The organism is Streptococcus mitis, assembly GCF_946190325.1.
Lineage (GTDB): Bacteria > Bacillota > Bacilli > Lactobacillales > Streptococcaceae > Streptococcus > Streptococcus mitis_CF.
This window is the reverse complement of record NZ_CAMHZR010000002.1, coordinates 40302-55939: the sequence shown is the minus strand read 5'-3', so window position 1 is coordinate 55939 and position 15638 is coordinate 40302. Positions and strand designations below refer to the sequence as shown.

Annotated in this window: 12 protein-coding genes; 9 read left to right on the top strand and 3 right to left on the bottom strand. The window is 40.6% G+C overall.

Features of this window, described 5'->3' with window-relative positions:
• Window positions 1–8: 8 nt before the first annotated feature.
• From N8M95_RS03260 to N8M95_RS03235, 6 genes are all read left to right on the top strand, one after another.
• Window positions 9–749, top strand: a complete 741-nt coding sequence (locus N8M95_RS03260; RefSeq protein ID WP_023946526.1) for a Stp1/IreP family PP2C-type Ser/Thr phosphatase — start codon at window positions 9–11, stop codon at window positions 747–749.
• A complete protein-coding gene (pknB, locus tag N8M95_RS03255) occupies window positions 746–2659 on the top strand; it encodes a Stk1 family PASTA domain-containing Ser/Thr kinase (RefSeq protein WP_261116615.1) in 1914 nt (637 codons plus the stop codon). The genes N8M95_RS03260 and pknB overlap by 4 nt, the downstream gene beginning before the upstream one ends.
• An 88-nt stretch (window positions 2660–2747) precedes the next feature.
• Window positions 2748–3506, top strand: coding sequence for a threonine/serine exporter family protein (locus N8M95_RS03250; RefSeq protein WP_020903004.1), 759 nt, complete (start codon window positions 2748–2750; stop codon window positions 3504–3506).
• 1 nt (window position 3507) lies between these two features.
• Window positions 3508–3957 (top strand): threonine/serine exporter family protein, encoded by a 450-nt coding sequence (locus N8M95_RS03245; protein WP_033689218.1) that lies wholly within the window; start codon window positions 3508–3510, stop codon window positions 3955–3957.
• A 113-nt stretch (window positions 3958–4070) separates the two neighbouring features.
• Window positions 4071–5243: a hydroxymethylglutaryl-CoA synthase gene (locus N8M95_RS03240; protein WP_261116614.1), complete on the top strand. Its 1173-nt coding sequence runs from the start codon at window positions 4071–4073 to the stop codon at window positions 5241–5243.
• A complete protein-coding gene (locus N8M95_RS03235) occupies window positions 5243–6517 on the top strand; it encodes a hydroxymethylglutaryl-CoA reductase, degradative (protein WP_261116613.1) in 1275 nt (424 codons plus the stop codon). The genes N8M95_RS03240 and N8M95_RS03235 overlap by 1 nt, the downstream gene beginning before the upstream one ends.
• 189 nt (window positions 6518–6706) lie before the next feature.
• Here the strand turns inward: N8M95_RS03235 and N8M95_RS03230 are convergent, their stop codons facing one another.
• Window positions 6707–7672, bottom strand: coding sequence for a LacI family DNA-binding transcriptional regulator (locus tag N8M95_RS03230; RefSeq protein ID WP_247930437.1), 966 nt, complete (start codon window positions 7670–7672; stop codon window positions 6707–6709).
• Window positions 7653–9107 carry a glycoside hydrolase family 32 protein gene (locus N8M95_RS03225; protein WP_261116612.1) on the bottom strand — a complete coding sequence of 485 codons (1455 nt, stop codon included), beginning with the start codon at window positions 9105–9107 and terminating at the stop codon, window positions 7653–7655. Before N8M95_RS03225 ends, N8M95_RS03230 begins: the two co-directional genes overlap by 20 nt.
• A gap of 379 nt (window positions 9108–9486) precedes the next feature.
• On the opposite strand from N8M95_RS03225, the gene N8M95_RS03220 reads away from it, so the two are divergent.
• On the top strand, window positions 9487–11373 hold the full coding sequence (locus N8M95_RS03220; protein WP_084862947.1) for a sucrose-specific PTS transporter subunit IIBC: 1887 nt from the start codon (window positions 9487–9489) through the stop codon (window positions 11371–11373).
• Window positions 11374–11522: 149 nt separating this feature from the next.
• Entirely contained in the window at window positions 11523–12410 is an 888-nt protein-coding gene (gene scrK, locus N8M95_RS03215) for a fructokinase ScrK (protein ID WP_049492068.1), read from the top strand.
• Window positions 12411–12729: 319 nt separating this feature from the next.
• Here the strand turns inward: scrK and N8M95_RS03210 are convergent, their stop codons facing one another.
• The gene (locus tag N8M95_RS03210; RefSeq protein WP_000076168.1) at window positions 12730–13347 is read right to left on the bottom strand and encodes a TVP38/TMEM64 family protein; all 618 of its coding nucleotides are present in this window, start codon (window positions 13345–13347) and stop codon (window positions 12730–12732) included.
• Between the two features lie 887 nt (window positions 13348–14234).
• Between N8M95_RS03210 and N8M95_RS03205 the strand changes: the two genes are divergently transcribed.
• On the top strand, window positions 14235–15548 hold the full coding sequence (locus N8M95_RS03205) for a reverse transcriptase domain-containing protein (protein WP_162927859.1): 1314 nt from the start codon (window positions 14235–14237) through the stop codon (window positions 15546–15548).
• The last annotated feature ends 90 nt before the right edge of the window (window positions 15549–15638 follow it).

Below are 15638 nucleotides of genomic sequence, written 5' to 3'. Positions count from 1 at the left end.
ACTAACACATGGAAATTTCATTATTAACAGATGTTGGTCAGAAACGAACAAATAACCAAGACTATGTCAACCACTATGTCAATAGAGCTGGACGTACCATGATTATCCTAGCTGATGGTATGGGAGGTCATCGCGCAGGGAATATCGCTAGTGAAATGGCGGTAACAGACCTAGGTGTAGCTTGGGTAGATACTCAAATCGATACAGTTAATGAAGTACGTGAATGGTTTGCTAACAACCTTGAGATTGAAAATCAAAGGATTAACCAATTGGGACAAAATGAAGCCTATAAAGGAATGGGAACAACCCTTGAGGCTGTAGCCATTATTGATAATCAGGCTATCTATGCCCACATTGGGGATTCTCGTATCGGTTTGATTCGTGGAGAAGAATACCACCAGTTAACGAGCGACCATTCTTTGGTCAATGAATTGCTTAAGGCAGGTCAATTGACCCCTGAAGAAGCTGCTAGCCATCCACAGAAAAATATTATTACCCAGTCAATCGGTCAAAAAGATGAAATTCAGCCTGATTTTGGAATGATCACCCTTGAGCCTGGGGACTATCTCTTACTCAATAGTGATGGTTTGACAAATATGATTTCAGGCAGTGAGATTTCTGATATTGTAACCAGCGACATTTCTTTGGCAGATAAGGCAGCAACCTTGATCCGTTTTGCCAACAATGCAGGTGGTTTAGACAACATCACAGTTGCCCTTATTGCTGTTACTGAGGAGGAAACAGAATGATCCAAATCGGCAAGATTTTTGCCGGGCGGTATCGGATTCTCAAACAGATTGGTCGAGGAGGCATGGCAGATGTTTACTTGGCTAAAGATTTGATTCTAGACGGGGAAGAAGTGGCAGTAAAGGTCCTGAGGACCAACTACCAGACAGACCCGATTGCTGTGGCGCGTTTCCAGCGGGAAGCAAGAGCCATGGCGGATCTGGACCATCCTCATATCGTTCGGATTACAGATATCGGTGAAGAAGAGGGACAACAGTATCTCGCAATGGAATATGTTGCTGGATTAGACCTCAAACGCTATATCAAGGAACATCACCCTCTTTCAAATGAAGAAGCGGTTCGAATCATGGGACAAATCCTCTTGGCTATGCGCTTAGCCCATACTCGAGGAATTGTTCACAGGGATTTGAAACCGCAAAATATCCTTTTGACCCCAGATGGGACTGCCAAAGTTACAGACTTTGGGATTGCAGTAGCCTTTGCAGAGACAAGTTTGACTCAGACCAACTCAATGCTAGGTTCCGTTCATTATTTATCGCCAGAGCAGGCGCGTGGTTCTAAAGCAACTGTGCAGAGTGATATCTATGCCATGGGGATTATTTTCTATGAGATGCTGACAGGTCATATTCCTTACGATGGGGATAGTGCAGTGACCATCGCCCTCCAGCATTTCCAGAAACCTCTGCCGTCGGTTATAGCTGAAAATCCATCTGTGCCTCAGGCTTTAGAAAATGTTGTTATCAAGGCAACTGCTAAGAAATTGACAGATCGCTACAAATCAGTCGCTGAAATGTATGTGGATTTGTCGAGTAGTTTGTCTTATAATCGTCGTAATGAACCAAAGCTAGTCTTTGAAGATGCGACTAAGGCAGATACTAAAACTCTTCCTAAAGTTCCACAAAGTACCTTGACTTCTATTCCTAAAGCTCCGGTACAAGAGGGAAGACCTCAACCTAAGCCCCAGCCTCATCAGACAGAAAAACCAGTACCTAGTCCAAAGCCAACCAAACGCCGTCGTATGAAAGCACGTTATCCAATTTTATTTGCGACCTTCTTGTTGGTTGTGGCATCTTTGGTATGGATTTTATATAGAACGCCCGCTACCATTGCCGTTCCAAAGGTGGCAGGTCAGACGGTTGCGGAAGCTAAAGAAGCGCTTAAGAAAGCCAATTTTGAGGTTGGTGAAGAAAAAACAGAGGCTAGTGATAAGGTTGAAGAAGGTCGTGTTATTCGTACCGATCCTGACGCTGGTACGACACGCAAAGAAGGAACAAAAATTAATTTGATTGTGTCTTCTGGTCAGCAATCCTTCCAACTTGGAAATTATCTTGGAAGAAAGTCCAGTGATGTAGTGGCAGAATTGAAGGGCAAGAAGGTTCCAGAAAATCTGATTAAGATTGAGGAAGAAGAATCCAACGAAATCGAACCCGGTACAATCATGAAACAAAGTTTACCGGAGGGAACAACCTATGATCTTAGCAAGGCAACTCAAATAGTTTTGACAGTTGCTAAAAAAGTAAATTCTATTTCAATGCCAAGCTATATTGGTTCTAGCCGAGAATTTGCAGTCAATAATCTTACAGAGATATATGACATTAAAAAAGCTAATATCGAAGTTGTAGAAGTTTCTAAAGCTCCTGAAGGAACTGCTGAGGGGACTGTTGTAGAGCAAAGTCCAAAAGCAGGCGAAAAAGTAGACTTGAGCACTACTCGTGTTAAAATTTCTATTTATAAACCCAAAACACCACCGTCAAGTTCCTCTTCAACGTCAGTTCAACGTGGTAACCAAGGTTCACCTACTACTCCAAATCAAGGAAATCAACAAGGTGGCCAGCAAGGAAATCAACAAGGAACGGTTCCTACTCCGACTCAACCAAATAGTGAAGGAAACCACGAAAATTCTCGTGATTAAACGAATCTTTGTCATGATTTCATGGCAAAGATTTTTTTTGAATCCAGATTTGTGATAGAATAGAGGGAGTTGATAAAAGGAGGAATGCATGGAAGAATCAAGAGAATTAAATGCCGTCATCGATGTGATTATGTTAGCTGGAACCATTCTTCTTAAAAGTGGCTCAGAGATTCATCGTGTAGAAGATACCATGATCCGTATTGCGCATTCGCAGGGGATTGTGGATTGCAATGTTCTTGCCATGCCTGCCGCTATCTTTTTCTCCATTGAAAATACCAATATTTCTCGCATGAAGCGCGTGACTTCCTCTTCTTATAACATCGAAAAAGTCTGCGATGTGAACCAGATTTCTCGTCAGTTGGTAGGGGGGCAGATTGATTTAGAGACAGCCTTCAAGCAATTGAAGGCCTTGCAAGCCCAGCCCCTTCCTTATACTAAGTTGCAGGTAACTTTGGCTGCGACCTTTAGTGCTCCTTTCTTTTCAATTATGTTTAGTGGAAATATCTACGACGCACTTGGGGCAGGAGTGGCTACCTTATTTGGTTTTGCCTTTTCCCTCTATGTGGAGAAGTTTATCCGAATTCCCTTTGTGACGGCCTTTGCTGGAGCCTTTGTCTTTGGGATGATTGCCCAGTTTTGGGCTCGCTACACAGGTTTTCCTTCAACGGCAGATTTGATTATAGCTGGTGCAGTCATGCCGTTTGTGCCAGGGATTGCCTTGACTAATGCGGTTCGTGATATTATGACTAACCACATAAACTCTGGTATGAGTAAGATGTTTGAATCCCTGCTCATTACCCTTGCTTTAGGGGCAGGAACTTCTGTCGCCTTGGTATTGATGAACTAATATGACACTAACAACCTTTTTATTACAAGCAGTAGCAAGTCTTCTTGCTATTATCACTTTTTTAATTGTACTCAATGTTCAACGCTCTATGCTCTTACCTGGAGGAATTTTGGGCATGGCTGTCTGGCTGATTTATCTCTTGCTCAAGGAACCGACCAATGTTATTGTGGCTACTTTTATTGCAGCCATTATCGGTTCTTGTGTCAGCCAGATTTTAAGTATTCTTTATAAGACGCCTGCTGTGGTCTTTATCTTGGCCATCTTGGCACCTCTGGTTCCAGGTTATCTATCCTATCGTACAACTGCCTTTTTTGTGACAGGAGATTACAGTCATGCCATTGCCAGTGCAACCTTGGTTGTTATGTTGGCTTTGGTGATTTCCATTGGAATGGCTAGCGGAACAGTGATTCTCAGACTTTATTCTCACTTACGAAAACAGCATAAAAGTTAGATTCATAAGAGACTTGATTTGGTGAATCAAGTCTTTTTTCTCTCTTTTACTGCCATTTGTGATAAAATAGTATAGAACGATTTTTTACAATGAATGATAAAACAGAGGTAAATATGACAATCGGTATTGATAAGATTGGTTTTGCGACCAGTCAATATGTCTTGAAATTACAAGACTTAGCAGAAGCGAGGGGAATTGACCCTGAAAAATTAAGCAAAGGACTCTTGCTCAAGGAATTGAGTATTGCGCCCCTAACTGAGGATATCGTGACCTTGGCGGCCAGTGCTAGTGACTCTATTTTAACTGAGCAAGAAAGACAAGAAATTGATATGGTCATTGTGGCTACCGAGTCAGGAATTGACCAGAGTAAAGCTGCGGCCGTCTTTGTGCATGGCTTGCTGGGCATCCAGCCCTTTGCTCGTAGTTTCGAGATTAAAGAAGCCTGCTATGGAGCGACTGCCGCCCTTCATTATGCCAAACTGCATGTGGAAAATTCTCCAGAGTCCAAGGTCTTGGTCATTGCCAGTGATATTGCCAAATACGGTATTGAAACTCCAGGAGAACCCACTCAGGGTGCTGGAAGTGTGGCCATGTTGATTACACAAAATCCACGCATTATGGCCTTTAATAATGACAATGTGGCTCAGACTCGTGACATCATGGATTTCTGGCGTCCAAATTACTCAACAACTCCTTATGTAAATGGTGTCTATTCTACCCAACAATACTTGGATAGTTTGAAAACGACTTGGCTTGAATACCAAAAACGCTACCAGCTTACTTTGGATGATTTTGCAGCTGTTTGCTTCCACTTGCCTTATCCTAAATTAGCGCTAAAAGGCTTGAAAAAAATCATGGATAAGAACCTGCCTCAAGAGAAAAAAGACCTCTTGCAAAAGCATTTTGAACAGTCTATTCTCTACAGTCAAAAGGTGGGGAATATCTATACAGGTTCCCTCTTCCTCGGACTTTTGTCTCTCTTGGAAAATACAGATAGCTTGAAGGCTGGGGATAAAATTGCCCTTTATAGTTACGGAAGCGGTGCTGTGGCTGAGTTCTTCAGTGGTGAATTGGTTGAAGGATATGAAGCTTATCTGGATAAAGACCGTTTGAACAAGCTCAACCAACGAACTGCCCTGTCTGTTGCTGACTATGAAAAAGTCTTCTTTGAGGAAGTAGACTTAGATGAAACAAATTCTGCCCAGTTTGCTGGCTATGAAAATCAAGATTTTGCCTTGGTTGAAATTGTTGACCACCAACGCCGTTATAGCAAGGTTGAAAAATAATGAAGATAAGTTGGAATGGATTTTCTAAAAAATCATACCAAGAGCGCCTCGAGCTGTTAAAAGCTCAGGCGCTCCTTAGTCCTGAGAGACAAGCGAGTCTGGAGCAGGATGAACAGATGAGTGTGACTGTGGCAGACCAGCTGAGTGAGAATGTAGTGGGAACTTTTTCTCTGCCTTATTCGCTGATCCCAGAGGTTCTCGTTAACGGTCAGGAATACACAGTTCCCTATGTGACAGAAGAACCCTCCGTGGTTGCTGCGGCTAGCTATGCAAGTAAAATCATCAAGAGAGCAGGTGGCTTTACTGCTCAGGTTCATGAGCGCCGGATGATTGGTCAGGTAGCCCTTTATCAAGTTGCTGAACCTGAACAAGCGCAAGAGAAGATTGCTAGTAAGAAAGAGGAACTCTTAAAACTTGCCAATCAAGCCTATCCTTCTATCGTTAAACGCGGGGGCGGGGCGCGTGATTTGCATGTAGAACAGATCAAAGGTGAAACAGACTTTCTCGTTGTTTATCTCCATGTCGATACCCAGGAAGCTATGGGAGCTAATATGCTCAATACCATGCTGGAAGCCTTGAAACCAGTCTTAGAAGAACTCAGTCAGGGACAAAGTCTTATGGGAATCCTGTCCAACTACGCGACCGATTCTCTGGTGACTGCGAGCTGTCGCATCGCCTTTCGCTACTTGAGTCGCCAAAAGGATCAAGGACGAGAAATTGCGGAGAAAATGGCTTTGGCTAGTCAGTTTGCGCAAGCTGATCCTTATCGAGCAGCTACTCATAATAAAGGGATATTTAACGGCATTGATGCTATTTTGATTGCCACTGGTAATGACTGGCGTGCCATCGAAGCTGGGGCCCATGTCTTTGCCAGTCGAGATGGACATTACCAAGGTCTTAGTCAATGGACGCTGGACCTTGAAAGAGAAGAATTGGTCGGTGAGATGACCCTGCCCATGCCTGTGGCGACCAAGGGTGGTTCTATCGGTCTCAACCCTCGTGTAGCCCTTAGTCATGAACTACTGGGAAATCCTTCTGCCAAAGAATTAGCCCAGCTTATCGTTTCTATCGGACTTGCCCAAAACTTTGCAGCCCTCAAAGCCTTGGTGAGTACAGGCATCCAGCAAGGCCACATGAAATTGCAGGCCAAATCCTTGGCTCTCCTAGCAGGTGCCAGTGAATCTGAAGTTGCTCCCCTAGTCGAGCAACTTATCGCAGATAAAACCTTTAACCTTGAGACAGCCCAGCGCTATCTCGAAAATTTAAGATTATAAAAAACTCAGACGAAGGCAGTCTGAGTTTTCTTGTGCTTATACTCAATGAAAATCAAAGAGCAAACTAGGAAGCTAGCCGCAAGCTGCTCAAAGCACTGCTTTGAGGTTGTAGATAAGACTGACGAAGTCAGTTACATATATCTACGGTAAGGCGACGCTGACGTGGTTTGAAGAGATTTTTGAAGAGTATTAAATACTTTTTCCTGGTAATAGGGTGACTGGTAAGAAGTAACCAGTTGTCGCGACTTCCTTACCTTCGATTTTTTGTAAGAGTAGGTCAACAGTGAGTTGGGCAATCTCTTGCATAGGTTGCTTCACAGTCGTCAAATGAGGATAGTAATTCTCGATAAAGTAGGTACCATCATAGCCGATGACCTTGAGCTCTTCAGGAACAGAAATACCCAGTTCTTGGGCAATTTTAATGACTAGAATAGCGGTCAAATCATCCGAAGCAAAGATGGCATCTGGTTTTTGATGGGTCAAGATATTCTTGATTTCCATTTCTTTTCTGACTGGAGAAAAGTCACTGGAAACATTGATAATAGGTGCTTTGGGGAGAATAGATGCAAAGCCAGCGTGGCGTAGTCCGGTTGGCGAATTAGAATTGTCATTCCCTGTAATCATGATGATAGACTGGGCACCTGTCTTGACTAAGGTCTGGGCTGCGAGAACCCCACCAGCATAATTGTCAGAGGAAACGACTGGAATGTCTGGAGACAGATTTCGGTCAAAGGAAATAATCGGTGCTGTCACACGATTGTAGTCTTCGATTCCCAAGTTGTGACTACCAGAAATGATGCCGTCTACCTGATTAGCTTCCAACATTTCGATGTATTCGCGTTCCTTCTCAGAATCGTGCTCGCTGTTGCAAATGATGGTCTTATATCCATTTTTGAAGAGTTGGTGTTCCAACTTATCAATCAATTCTGCATAGAAAACGTTAGAAATATTGGGGAAAATCAAGCCGATTAACTTAGCTGATTTTCCTTGTAGACTGCGAGCCAGGTTGTTGGGTTTATAGCCCAATTCTCGCATAGCTTCATTGACCTTTTGAATGGTTTTTTCAGATAGATAGCCTTTTTTATTGATAACCCGAGAAACGGTAGTAGGGCTGACGCCTGCAAGTTTGGCGACATCAGTTAGTTTTGCGACCATAATCTAATTCATAGTAAGTTCCAGTTGGGTTTCCAGATTTAATTAGGATCCCATTTTGGTCCGCATGTGGGAAGACACGACCAGAAAATACTTTTTCTCCTTTATTGATGAAAATTTCAAAGACAGAATTATCGATGAAGATTGTAGCAGTAGTAGCCTGATTCTCGATTGGGCAAGAACGAATAGTTCCAAATTCTTGGGCATACTGTTCACCAGCCTGGCTACGATCTACTGTCACTTGACCATTTACAAGGTCAAAGTTGATGGAAAGTCCCTTGCCTTCTTTATCAGCAAGTAAGACAATCTCGCTCTGGCTATTGGCTTCCAAGTTGAGTTCAAGTTCGTAAGTGTTATTGGTTTGGGCACGATTTGAGAAGGCTTCTTCAGAAGCACGAAGGTCCTTGACAGCTGCGACTGGGTATTGGTAGAGTTTACCGTCTTTGATAGTGAGTTCTTTGACCAAAGAGAAGGTTCCTTGGTGGTCAAAACGATCAGAAGGGTAAGAAACATCTGGCAAACCAAGCCAGCTAACAGCTAGAGCACGTCCATCAGGAGAGTTGAAGGCTTGAGTTGCATAGGCTTCGAAACCATAGTCCATGTTTTGAAGTTGAGACACATCTACCATTTTGGCATTTTCAGGGTCAAAGGAAGCCCCAATCTTATACATATTTGGATAGATATTATCGTAATCTAGAACTTTCTTATCCAATCCTTGTGGGCAGTAAAGAAGGACAGGTTGCTCCCCTACAAAGATCAGATTTGGGCATTCCATCATATAGGCAGTGCGGTCGTTAGCAAAGTCAAGGTCGCCAACAGCTTGCCAGTTTGTGTAGTCGTTGTCAATAGCTTTGTAGAGACGAACGAAGCCTTTTTTCTCCAAATCTTGTCCACCGACGATGGCATAGTATTGACCTTTAAAATTAAAAATTTGCGGATCGCGGAAGTGGTCTGTAGAGTCTGCCGGCTGGTCAATTAAGATCTTGTCAATCTTCGTAATATTGCCTTCCTTATCCATCAAAGCCCCAATCTGGTATGGGTGACGGATCCAATTTTCATCGCGGACATTTCCTGTATAAAATAGGAATAAGTTATCGCCAAACTGCATGGCAGAACCAGAGTAGGCACCGTGGCTATCTAATGGAGTGTCAGGCAAAACTTTGACTCCAGTTTCTGTGAAATGAACCAAGTCCTCACTTTCCAATTGAACCCAAGATTTCAAACCATGGGCTGCACCAAAAGGAAAGTTCTGATAAAAAACAATCCACTTTCCATCAAAGTAAGAAAAGCCATTTGGGTCGTTTAGGAGTCCTGTTTTTGGCTCAACATGGTAATGAGTATGCCATGGAGATTGTGCCATATTTTCTTTTATATGTTGAATTTCTTCTTGCGTCCAATCTTGATAAAGTCTGTAACGACGCTCAGTTGTCCATTTCATTCATTCATTCCTCCAAAAATCTTATCACTTTTAATAGTAACCGTTTTCGGAAAAAAAAGCAAGCCTTTTATGTTAAAAAAAAGAAAAAACTGTCAAACGTTTGTCACAAAATAAATGCAGGAAATCAATCAAATTTTCACGAAAATATGAAAGAGAATGAAACAAAACCCTTTTAAATAAGATTTTAAACTTATTTTTTCAAGGAATACCTGATAAAACAGTCAAAATCAATCAATCTAAAGCATGCTTACTAAGTGGATAGAATATTTTTTCTGCAAAACGCTTGACATATTTCTAAAACATGATAAAATAATAGTCGTAGGGCGGATAAAATCGCTTTCAAACAAGAACAAAATTTTATATAAGGAGATTTTTGCAAATGAACAATCAGGAAATTGCAAAAAAAGTCATCGATGCCTTGGGCGGACGTGAAAATGTCAACAGTGTTGCCCACTGTGCGACTCGTCTTCGTGTCATGGTCAAAGATGAAGGAAAAATCAATAAAGAAGTGATTGAGAACTTGGAAAAAGTTCAAGGTGCTTTCTTTAACTCAGGTCAATACCAAATCATCTTTGGTACAGGTACAGTTAACAAAATGTACGATGAAGTTGTTGCACTTGGTTTGCCAACATCATCTAAAGATGATATGAAAGCAGAAGCTGCCAAACAAGGGAACTGGTTCCAACGTGCTATCCGTACTTTCGGTGACGTTTTCGTTCCAATCATCCCAGTTATCGTAGCAACAGGTCTTTTCATGGGTGTACGTGGTCTATTGACTGCTCTTGGAATGACACTTCCAGCTGACGTGACAACTTACACGCAAATCTTGACAGATACAGCCTTTATCATCTTGCCAGGTTTGGTTGTGTGGTCAACCTTCCGTGTATTCGGTGGAAATCCAGCCGTTGGTATCGTTCTTGGTATGATGCTTGTTTCTGACTCGCTTCCAAACGCTTGGGCAGTCGCTTCAGGTGGTGAAGTAACAGCTATGAACTTCTTTGGTTTCATCCCTGTTGTTGGTTTGCAAGGTTCTGTTCTTCCAGCCTTCATCATCGGGGTTGTCGGAGCTAAATTTGAAAAAGCTGTCCGCAAGGTTGTTCCAGATGTCATTGACCTCTTGGTAACGCCATTTGTTACACTTTTGGTCATGTCTATCCTTGGACTCTTTGTCATTGGACCGGTCTTCCACGTCGTTGAAAACTACATCCTTATCGCTACAAAAGCGATCCTCAGCTTGCCATTTGGTCTTGGTGGTTTCTTGATCGGTGGGGTTCACCAATTGATTGTCGTGTCAGGTGTGCACCACATTTTCAACTTGCTTGAAGTTCAATTGCTTGCTGCTGACCATGCTAACCCATTCAACGCGATCATCACAGCTGCTATGACAGCTCAAGGTGCTGCGACTGTTGCGGTTGGTGTTAAAACTAAAAATCCAAAACTAAAAACACTTGCTTTCCCAGCTGCTCTTTCTGCCTTCCTAGGTATTACAGAGCCTGCTATTTTCGGGGTTAACTTGCGTTTCCGTAAACCATTCTTCCTTTCATTGATTGCTGGTGCAATCGGTGGTGGATTGGCTTCTATCCTTGGACTTGCAGGTACTGGTAATGGTATCACCGTCATCCCTGGTACAATGCTTTACATCGGTAACGGACAACTTGCACAATACCTTCTTATGGTAGCTGTATCATTCGTTCTTGGTTTCGCTCTTACTTATATGTTTGGTTATGAGGATGAAAAAGAAGTTGCTACTGAAGTAGAGACAGAACGTTTGGTCCAAGAAGAAACAACTGGTAACATTCCAGCAACTCTTCAAAATGAAACACTTGTAACTCCTATCGTTGGTGACGTTGTTGCTCTTGCTGATGTTAATGACCCAGTATTCTCAAGTGGAGCTATGGGACAAGGTATCGCTGTGAAACCTAGCCAAGGTGTGGTATATGCACCAGCTGATGCTGAAGTTTCAATTGCCTTTCCAACAGGACACGCTTTTGGTTTGAAAACAACTGATGGTGCTGAAGTTTTGATCCACGTTGGTATTGACACTGTATCTATGAATGGTGAAGGTTTTGAAGCAAAAGTTGCTCAAGGTGACAAGGTGAAAGCTGGCGATGTTCTTGGAACATTTGACTCAAACAAAATCGCTGCAGCTGGACTTGATGATACAACAATGGTTATCGTTACAAATACAGCTGACTACGCTTCAGTAGCTCCAGTCGCAACAGGTTCAGTTGCGAAGGGGGATGCTGTGATCGAAGTGAAAATCTAATCAATCCTCTCTAATGTGAAAACGAACAAATGACATGTTTGTTCGTTTTTGCTTGAATGGTAAGATTTACAGAGGAAAATCTAAAAAATTGAGAAACTTAGATTTTTAAAATATGCTATAATAAAGAAAATAAAAACAAGAGGTTTATCATGACAAAATTATATGGAAGCTTGGAAGCGGGCGGTACAAAGTTTGTCTGTGCTGTCGGTGATGAAAACTTTAACGTTGTAGAAAAAACACAATTTCCAACAACAACTCCAATCGAAACAATCGATAAAACCATTGAGTTCTTCTCAAAATTCGATAACCTTGCTGGTCTTGCAGTTGGTTCATTTGGTCCCATTGATATTGACAAAAACTCAAAAACTTATGGTTTTATCACAACGACTCCAAAACCAAACTGGGCAAATGTGGACTTGCTTGGTGCCCTTCGTCGCGCCCTCAACGTGCCAATGTACTTCACAACAGACGTAAACAGCTCTGCTTATGGTGAAGTGGTTGCCCGTAACAATGCTGGTGGTCGTATCGAAAACTTGGTTTACTACACAATCGGTACAGGTATCGGTGCAGGTGTTATCCAACGTGGTGAGTTTATCGGCGGTGTGGGTCACCCTGAGATGGGTCATTATTATGTTGCTAGACACCCAATGGATATTGAAAAAGAGTTTAAGGGTGTTTGTCCTTTCCATAAAGGATGTCTGGAAGGCTATGCAGCTGGTCCAAGTTTGGAAGCTCGTACAGGTGTTCGTGGGGAAAACATTGAACTCAACAACCCTGTTTGGGATGTTCAAGCCTACTATATCGCTCAAGCCGCGGTTAATGCGACAGTGACTTTCCGACCAGACGTGATTGTCTTTGGTGGAGGGGTCATGGCTCAACAACACATGCTGGATCGTGTCCGTGAGAAATTTACAGCTCTTCTCAATGGTTACCTACCAGTGCCAGATGTGCGTGAGTACATCGTCACTCCAGCAGTCGCAGGAAATGGTTCTGCTACTCTTGGAAACTTTGTTCTTGCAAAAGAAGTTTCAAAATAAAGCACAAAATCCGCTTGGGAAACCAAACGGATTTTGTAGTTGAAAACAATATTTTTGAGCTTTTCCTTAAGTGATTACGGACGGTAGCGACTTTCTTCGAAATTCCATACCTAAACTTTGAGCCTAATGTCTCAAAGTTTCCGAACACCTGAAACCATTAGATTTCAGGTGTTTCTATCACGGCGGAAAGGCTAGGTAAGTCCTCGCCTCACTATCGAAAAATAGGTATGATTTTCATACCAAAGTATATTTAGTATCAAGCTATAGTCAATCTACGTTCTAAAAATCCGCTTGGGAAACCAAACGGATTTTTTACATGTCAAAGCATTTGCCAGAAAAAGTCGATAATATAGGTCAGACCGTAGGTATAAACCACGAGGGTAAAGGGCTTGGTCAGAATGATGATAGTCATATAGCGCTTGAAGCTCATCTTGGTCAGGGCAGCCAGCATACAGAGAAAGTCAGCTGGACTAATGGGCCAAATCATCATAAAGATAAAGAAACGGTCAAAACGATTGCCCTTATCCAACCAGCCGATATACTTGTCATAGGTACGCTTGCTGACGACAGACTGGACAAAGGCAGCCCCATAGAGGCGCACCAGATAAAAGATAATGGCACAGCCAATCACAATCCCGATATAGTTGTAGATAGTCCCGATGATGTGGCCGTAGATAAAGACCCCAGCAACCGATGTCAAGGCTCCAGGAATGATAGGAACGACAGTCTGTAAAATCTGTAAAAAGATAAAGAGAGGTGGCCCCCAGATGCCTGCCTGCTGGATAAAGGCAGAGAGGGTTTCCTTAGACTGTAAAATCCCAGCCTGATAAGCCCAAATACAGAAAATCAAACTCCCAACCCCGCCGACAATCGATGAGATGTTGATAACTTGCTGCAGAAGGGGAGAAACAGCTTTCATTTGTTTATCCTGTGACATGTAAACTCCTCGTAGATAGTATAGTTCTACTATACCATATTTTGGAGGAGAAAGGGGGGATGAGTGTTTTTGATAAGAAATAGATGGGAATACAGGTCTTCGAGACTTAGAATAGATCTCTTTCCTAAAGTTTACATGTATTCTAGGTTTAGAATAAGTGTAATTACATAAATTTATAAGTAAATTACGTTTCGAATAGCTTATATGAGAAAGTTTTGAGGTCTTCGAGCTTTCGAATAGTCGTATTTACTAAAGTTTATATGTATTCTAAGGCTAGAAAAGTTAAAATCTAAAAATAGTAAGGGTCTCTATCTGATGGACGAAGTTTATGTCCAGTATGAATCCTTCGAATCGTTAGTTAATTTTAATATTAATCAGTTCTGAAATAATCGCTAAATATAGTTAGATATGGAATTAATTATTACTTGACTTCGTTTTTTTAAATGGTAAAATAAAGTTGTCCATAGGTTTAGCCGTATGGGAAGTCGAATTTATCTGTCACAATGATAGACGCTTGCTCACAAGCTACAAATTGTGCTATAATTAATATAGGTGAGAAGATGTTAATTTTGATTATCGTTGCAATCTGCCTCGGTCGGCAGTTTGGATTCGAACTTAGACAACGTCCTCGTCTACGTTCGACTCTTAGTCAAATCAACCAGTTTACAGAATCGGAGGGACTACTGATGGATTTCTTTGAAGAAATCGTTCTAACATTCGTGACTAATTTGGTATTCGGTATTATAAAATAAATTAATAAGTGTGCAATATTAGCTTTTATTATAGGAATACCGACCTATTGCTAATATTGCTCCTTTTGTTTTATGGAAAAAATAAATTTCAAATCGTATAAGTGTAAGAAATATCGTCATATTGATAAAAGGATAATGATTGATAGGGTAATAGATTATATTACAGACCCAGAGAAAGTTGCTCGTCATAGCTTTCTTCCTTTTTTGCGTTATGAGCGGAAAAATTCTAAGTACGTTGGTTATGAGTTTAGTGATATTGATGGTAGACCTGTAAAGTTTAAAATTCGTCCTCTAATGTATGCAGGCCATTTAGATGGTTTGATATATAAATATTACTCTGAATTACTAAATATTTGCTACAATGAGTGGATGGAGGATAATGAATTAAATTTCTTCTCGGTGGCATATCGTACGAATAAACAACATCAAAGTAGTATAAATTTTGCTGCGGAGGCGATTTCTTTTATAGAGAAGCAAGACAATGCTTTGGTAATTATTGGTGATTTTGAAAAGTTTTTTGATACATTGGATCACAAATTATTAAAGGATAGATTGCAGAGAGTATTAAAAGTTCAACAATTACCCAGTGATTGGTATAACATATATAAATCACTAACTAAATTTGCCTTTATTGAAAAAAGTACTTTAGATTTTTCTGATGATTCTTTGGTACTGAAAAATGATGTTAGTTATTTTCGAAGTATAGGTGATTTTAGAAAATTTCAAAAATATAATAAATGCAAATTAAACAAAAATATTTTTGGAATCCCTCAAGGAAATTCATTAAGTGGAGTTCTTGCTAATATCTATGCTATTGATTTTGATAGGAGCTTAGCTGAACTTTCAAAAGAATTTGATGGTTTTTATCAAAGATATTCTGATGATTTTATAATTGTATTAGATGTTGAAAAACTGTATTCTAGGTATGGAAATAATTTTGTAGAGGAGATTACAAATTTATTAAAAGAACTATCAGATGAAAATAAAATTCATTTACAGACTGATAAAAATAAAAAATTTTTTATTAATGATAATGTGGTATTGGATGAACACAACAAAGTAAATGGTATAGATTATTTAGGTTTTCGATTTGATGGTAATAATGTCAAAATTCGTGAAAAGAGTATCTATAAATTTTACCGTGAAGGTAGAAAATTGATATACAAATCTAAATGTATTCAAAGAAAGAAAGGATTAAAGAAGCTACCAAATCGTCACAAAATTTACTCGTTGTATACTGATTTTGGAAAATCAAAAAAATATCCTAGTAATTTTATAAAATATGCTCAGAGATCCCAGGAAATATTTGATAAAATTAGTCCAAATACTTCTAATCTAATGTTATCACAATTAAAAAATAGAAAGAAAAAAATTGAAAAAGCATTAGGATATAGGATTCACTCTAAAATGAACATCACTCGCTCTTCTGTACTGCATCCCAAAAGTTAGATTTTTTCTGTCTAACTTTTAGGACGCACTTTTATTCTTGGTTTAAGTGCTTTTTCTTAAAATATGATAAAATATAAAGGATAATGCATT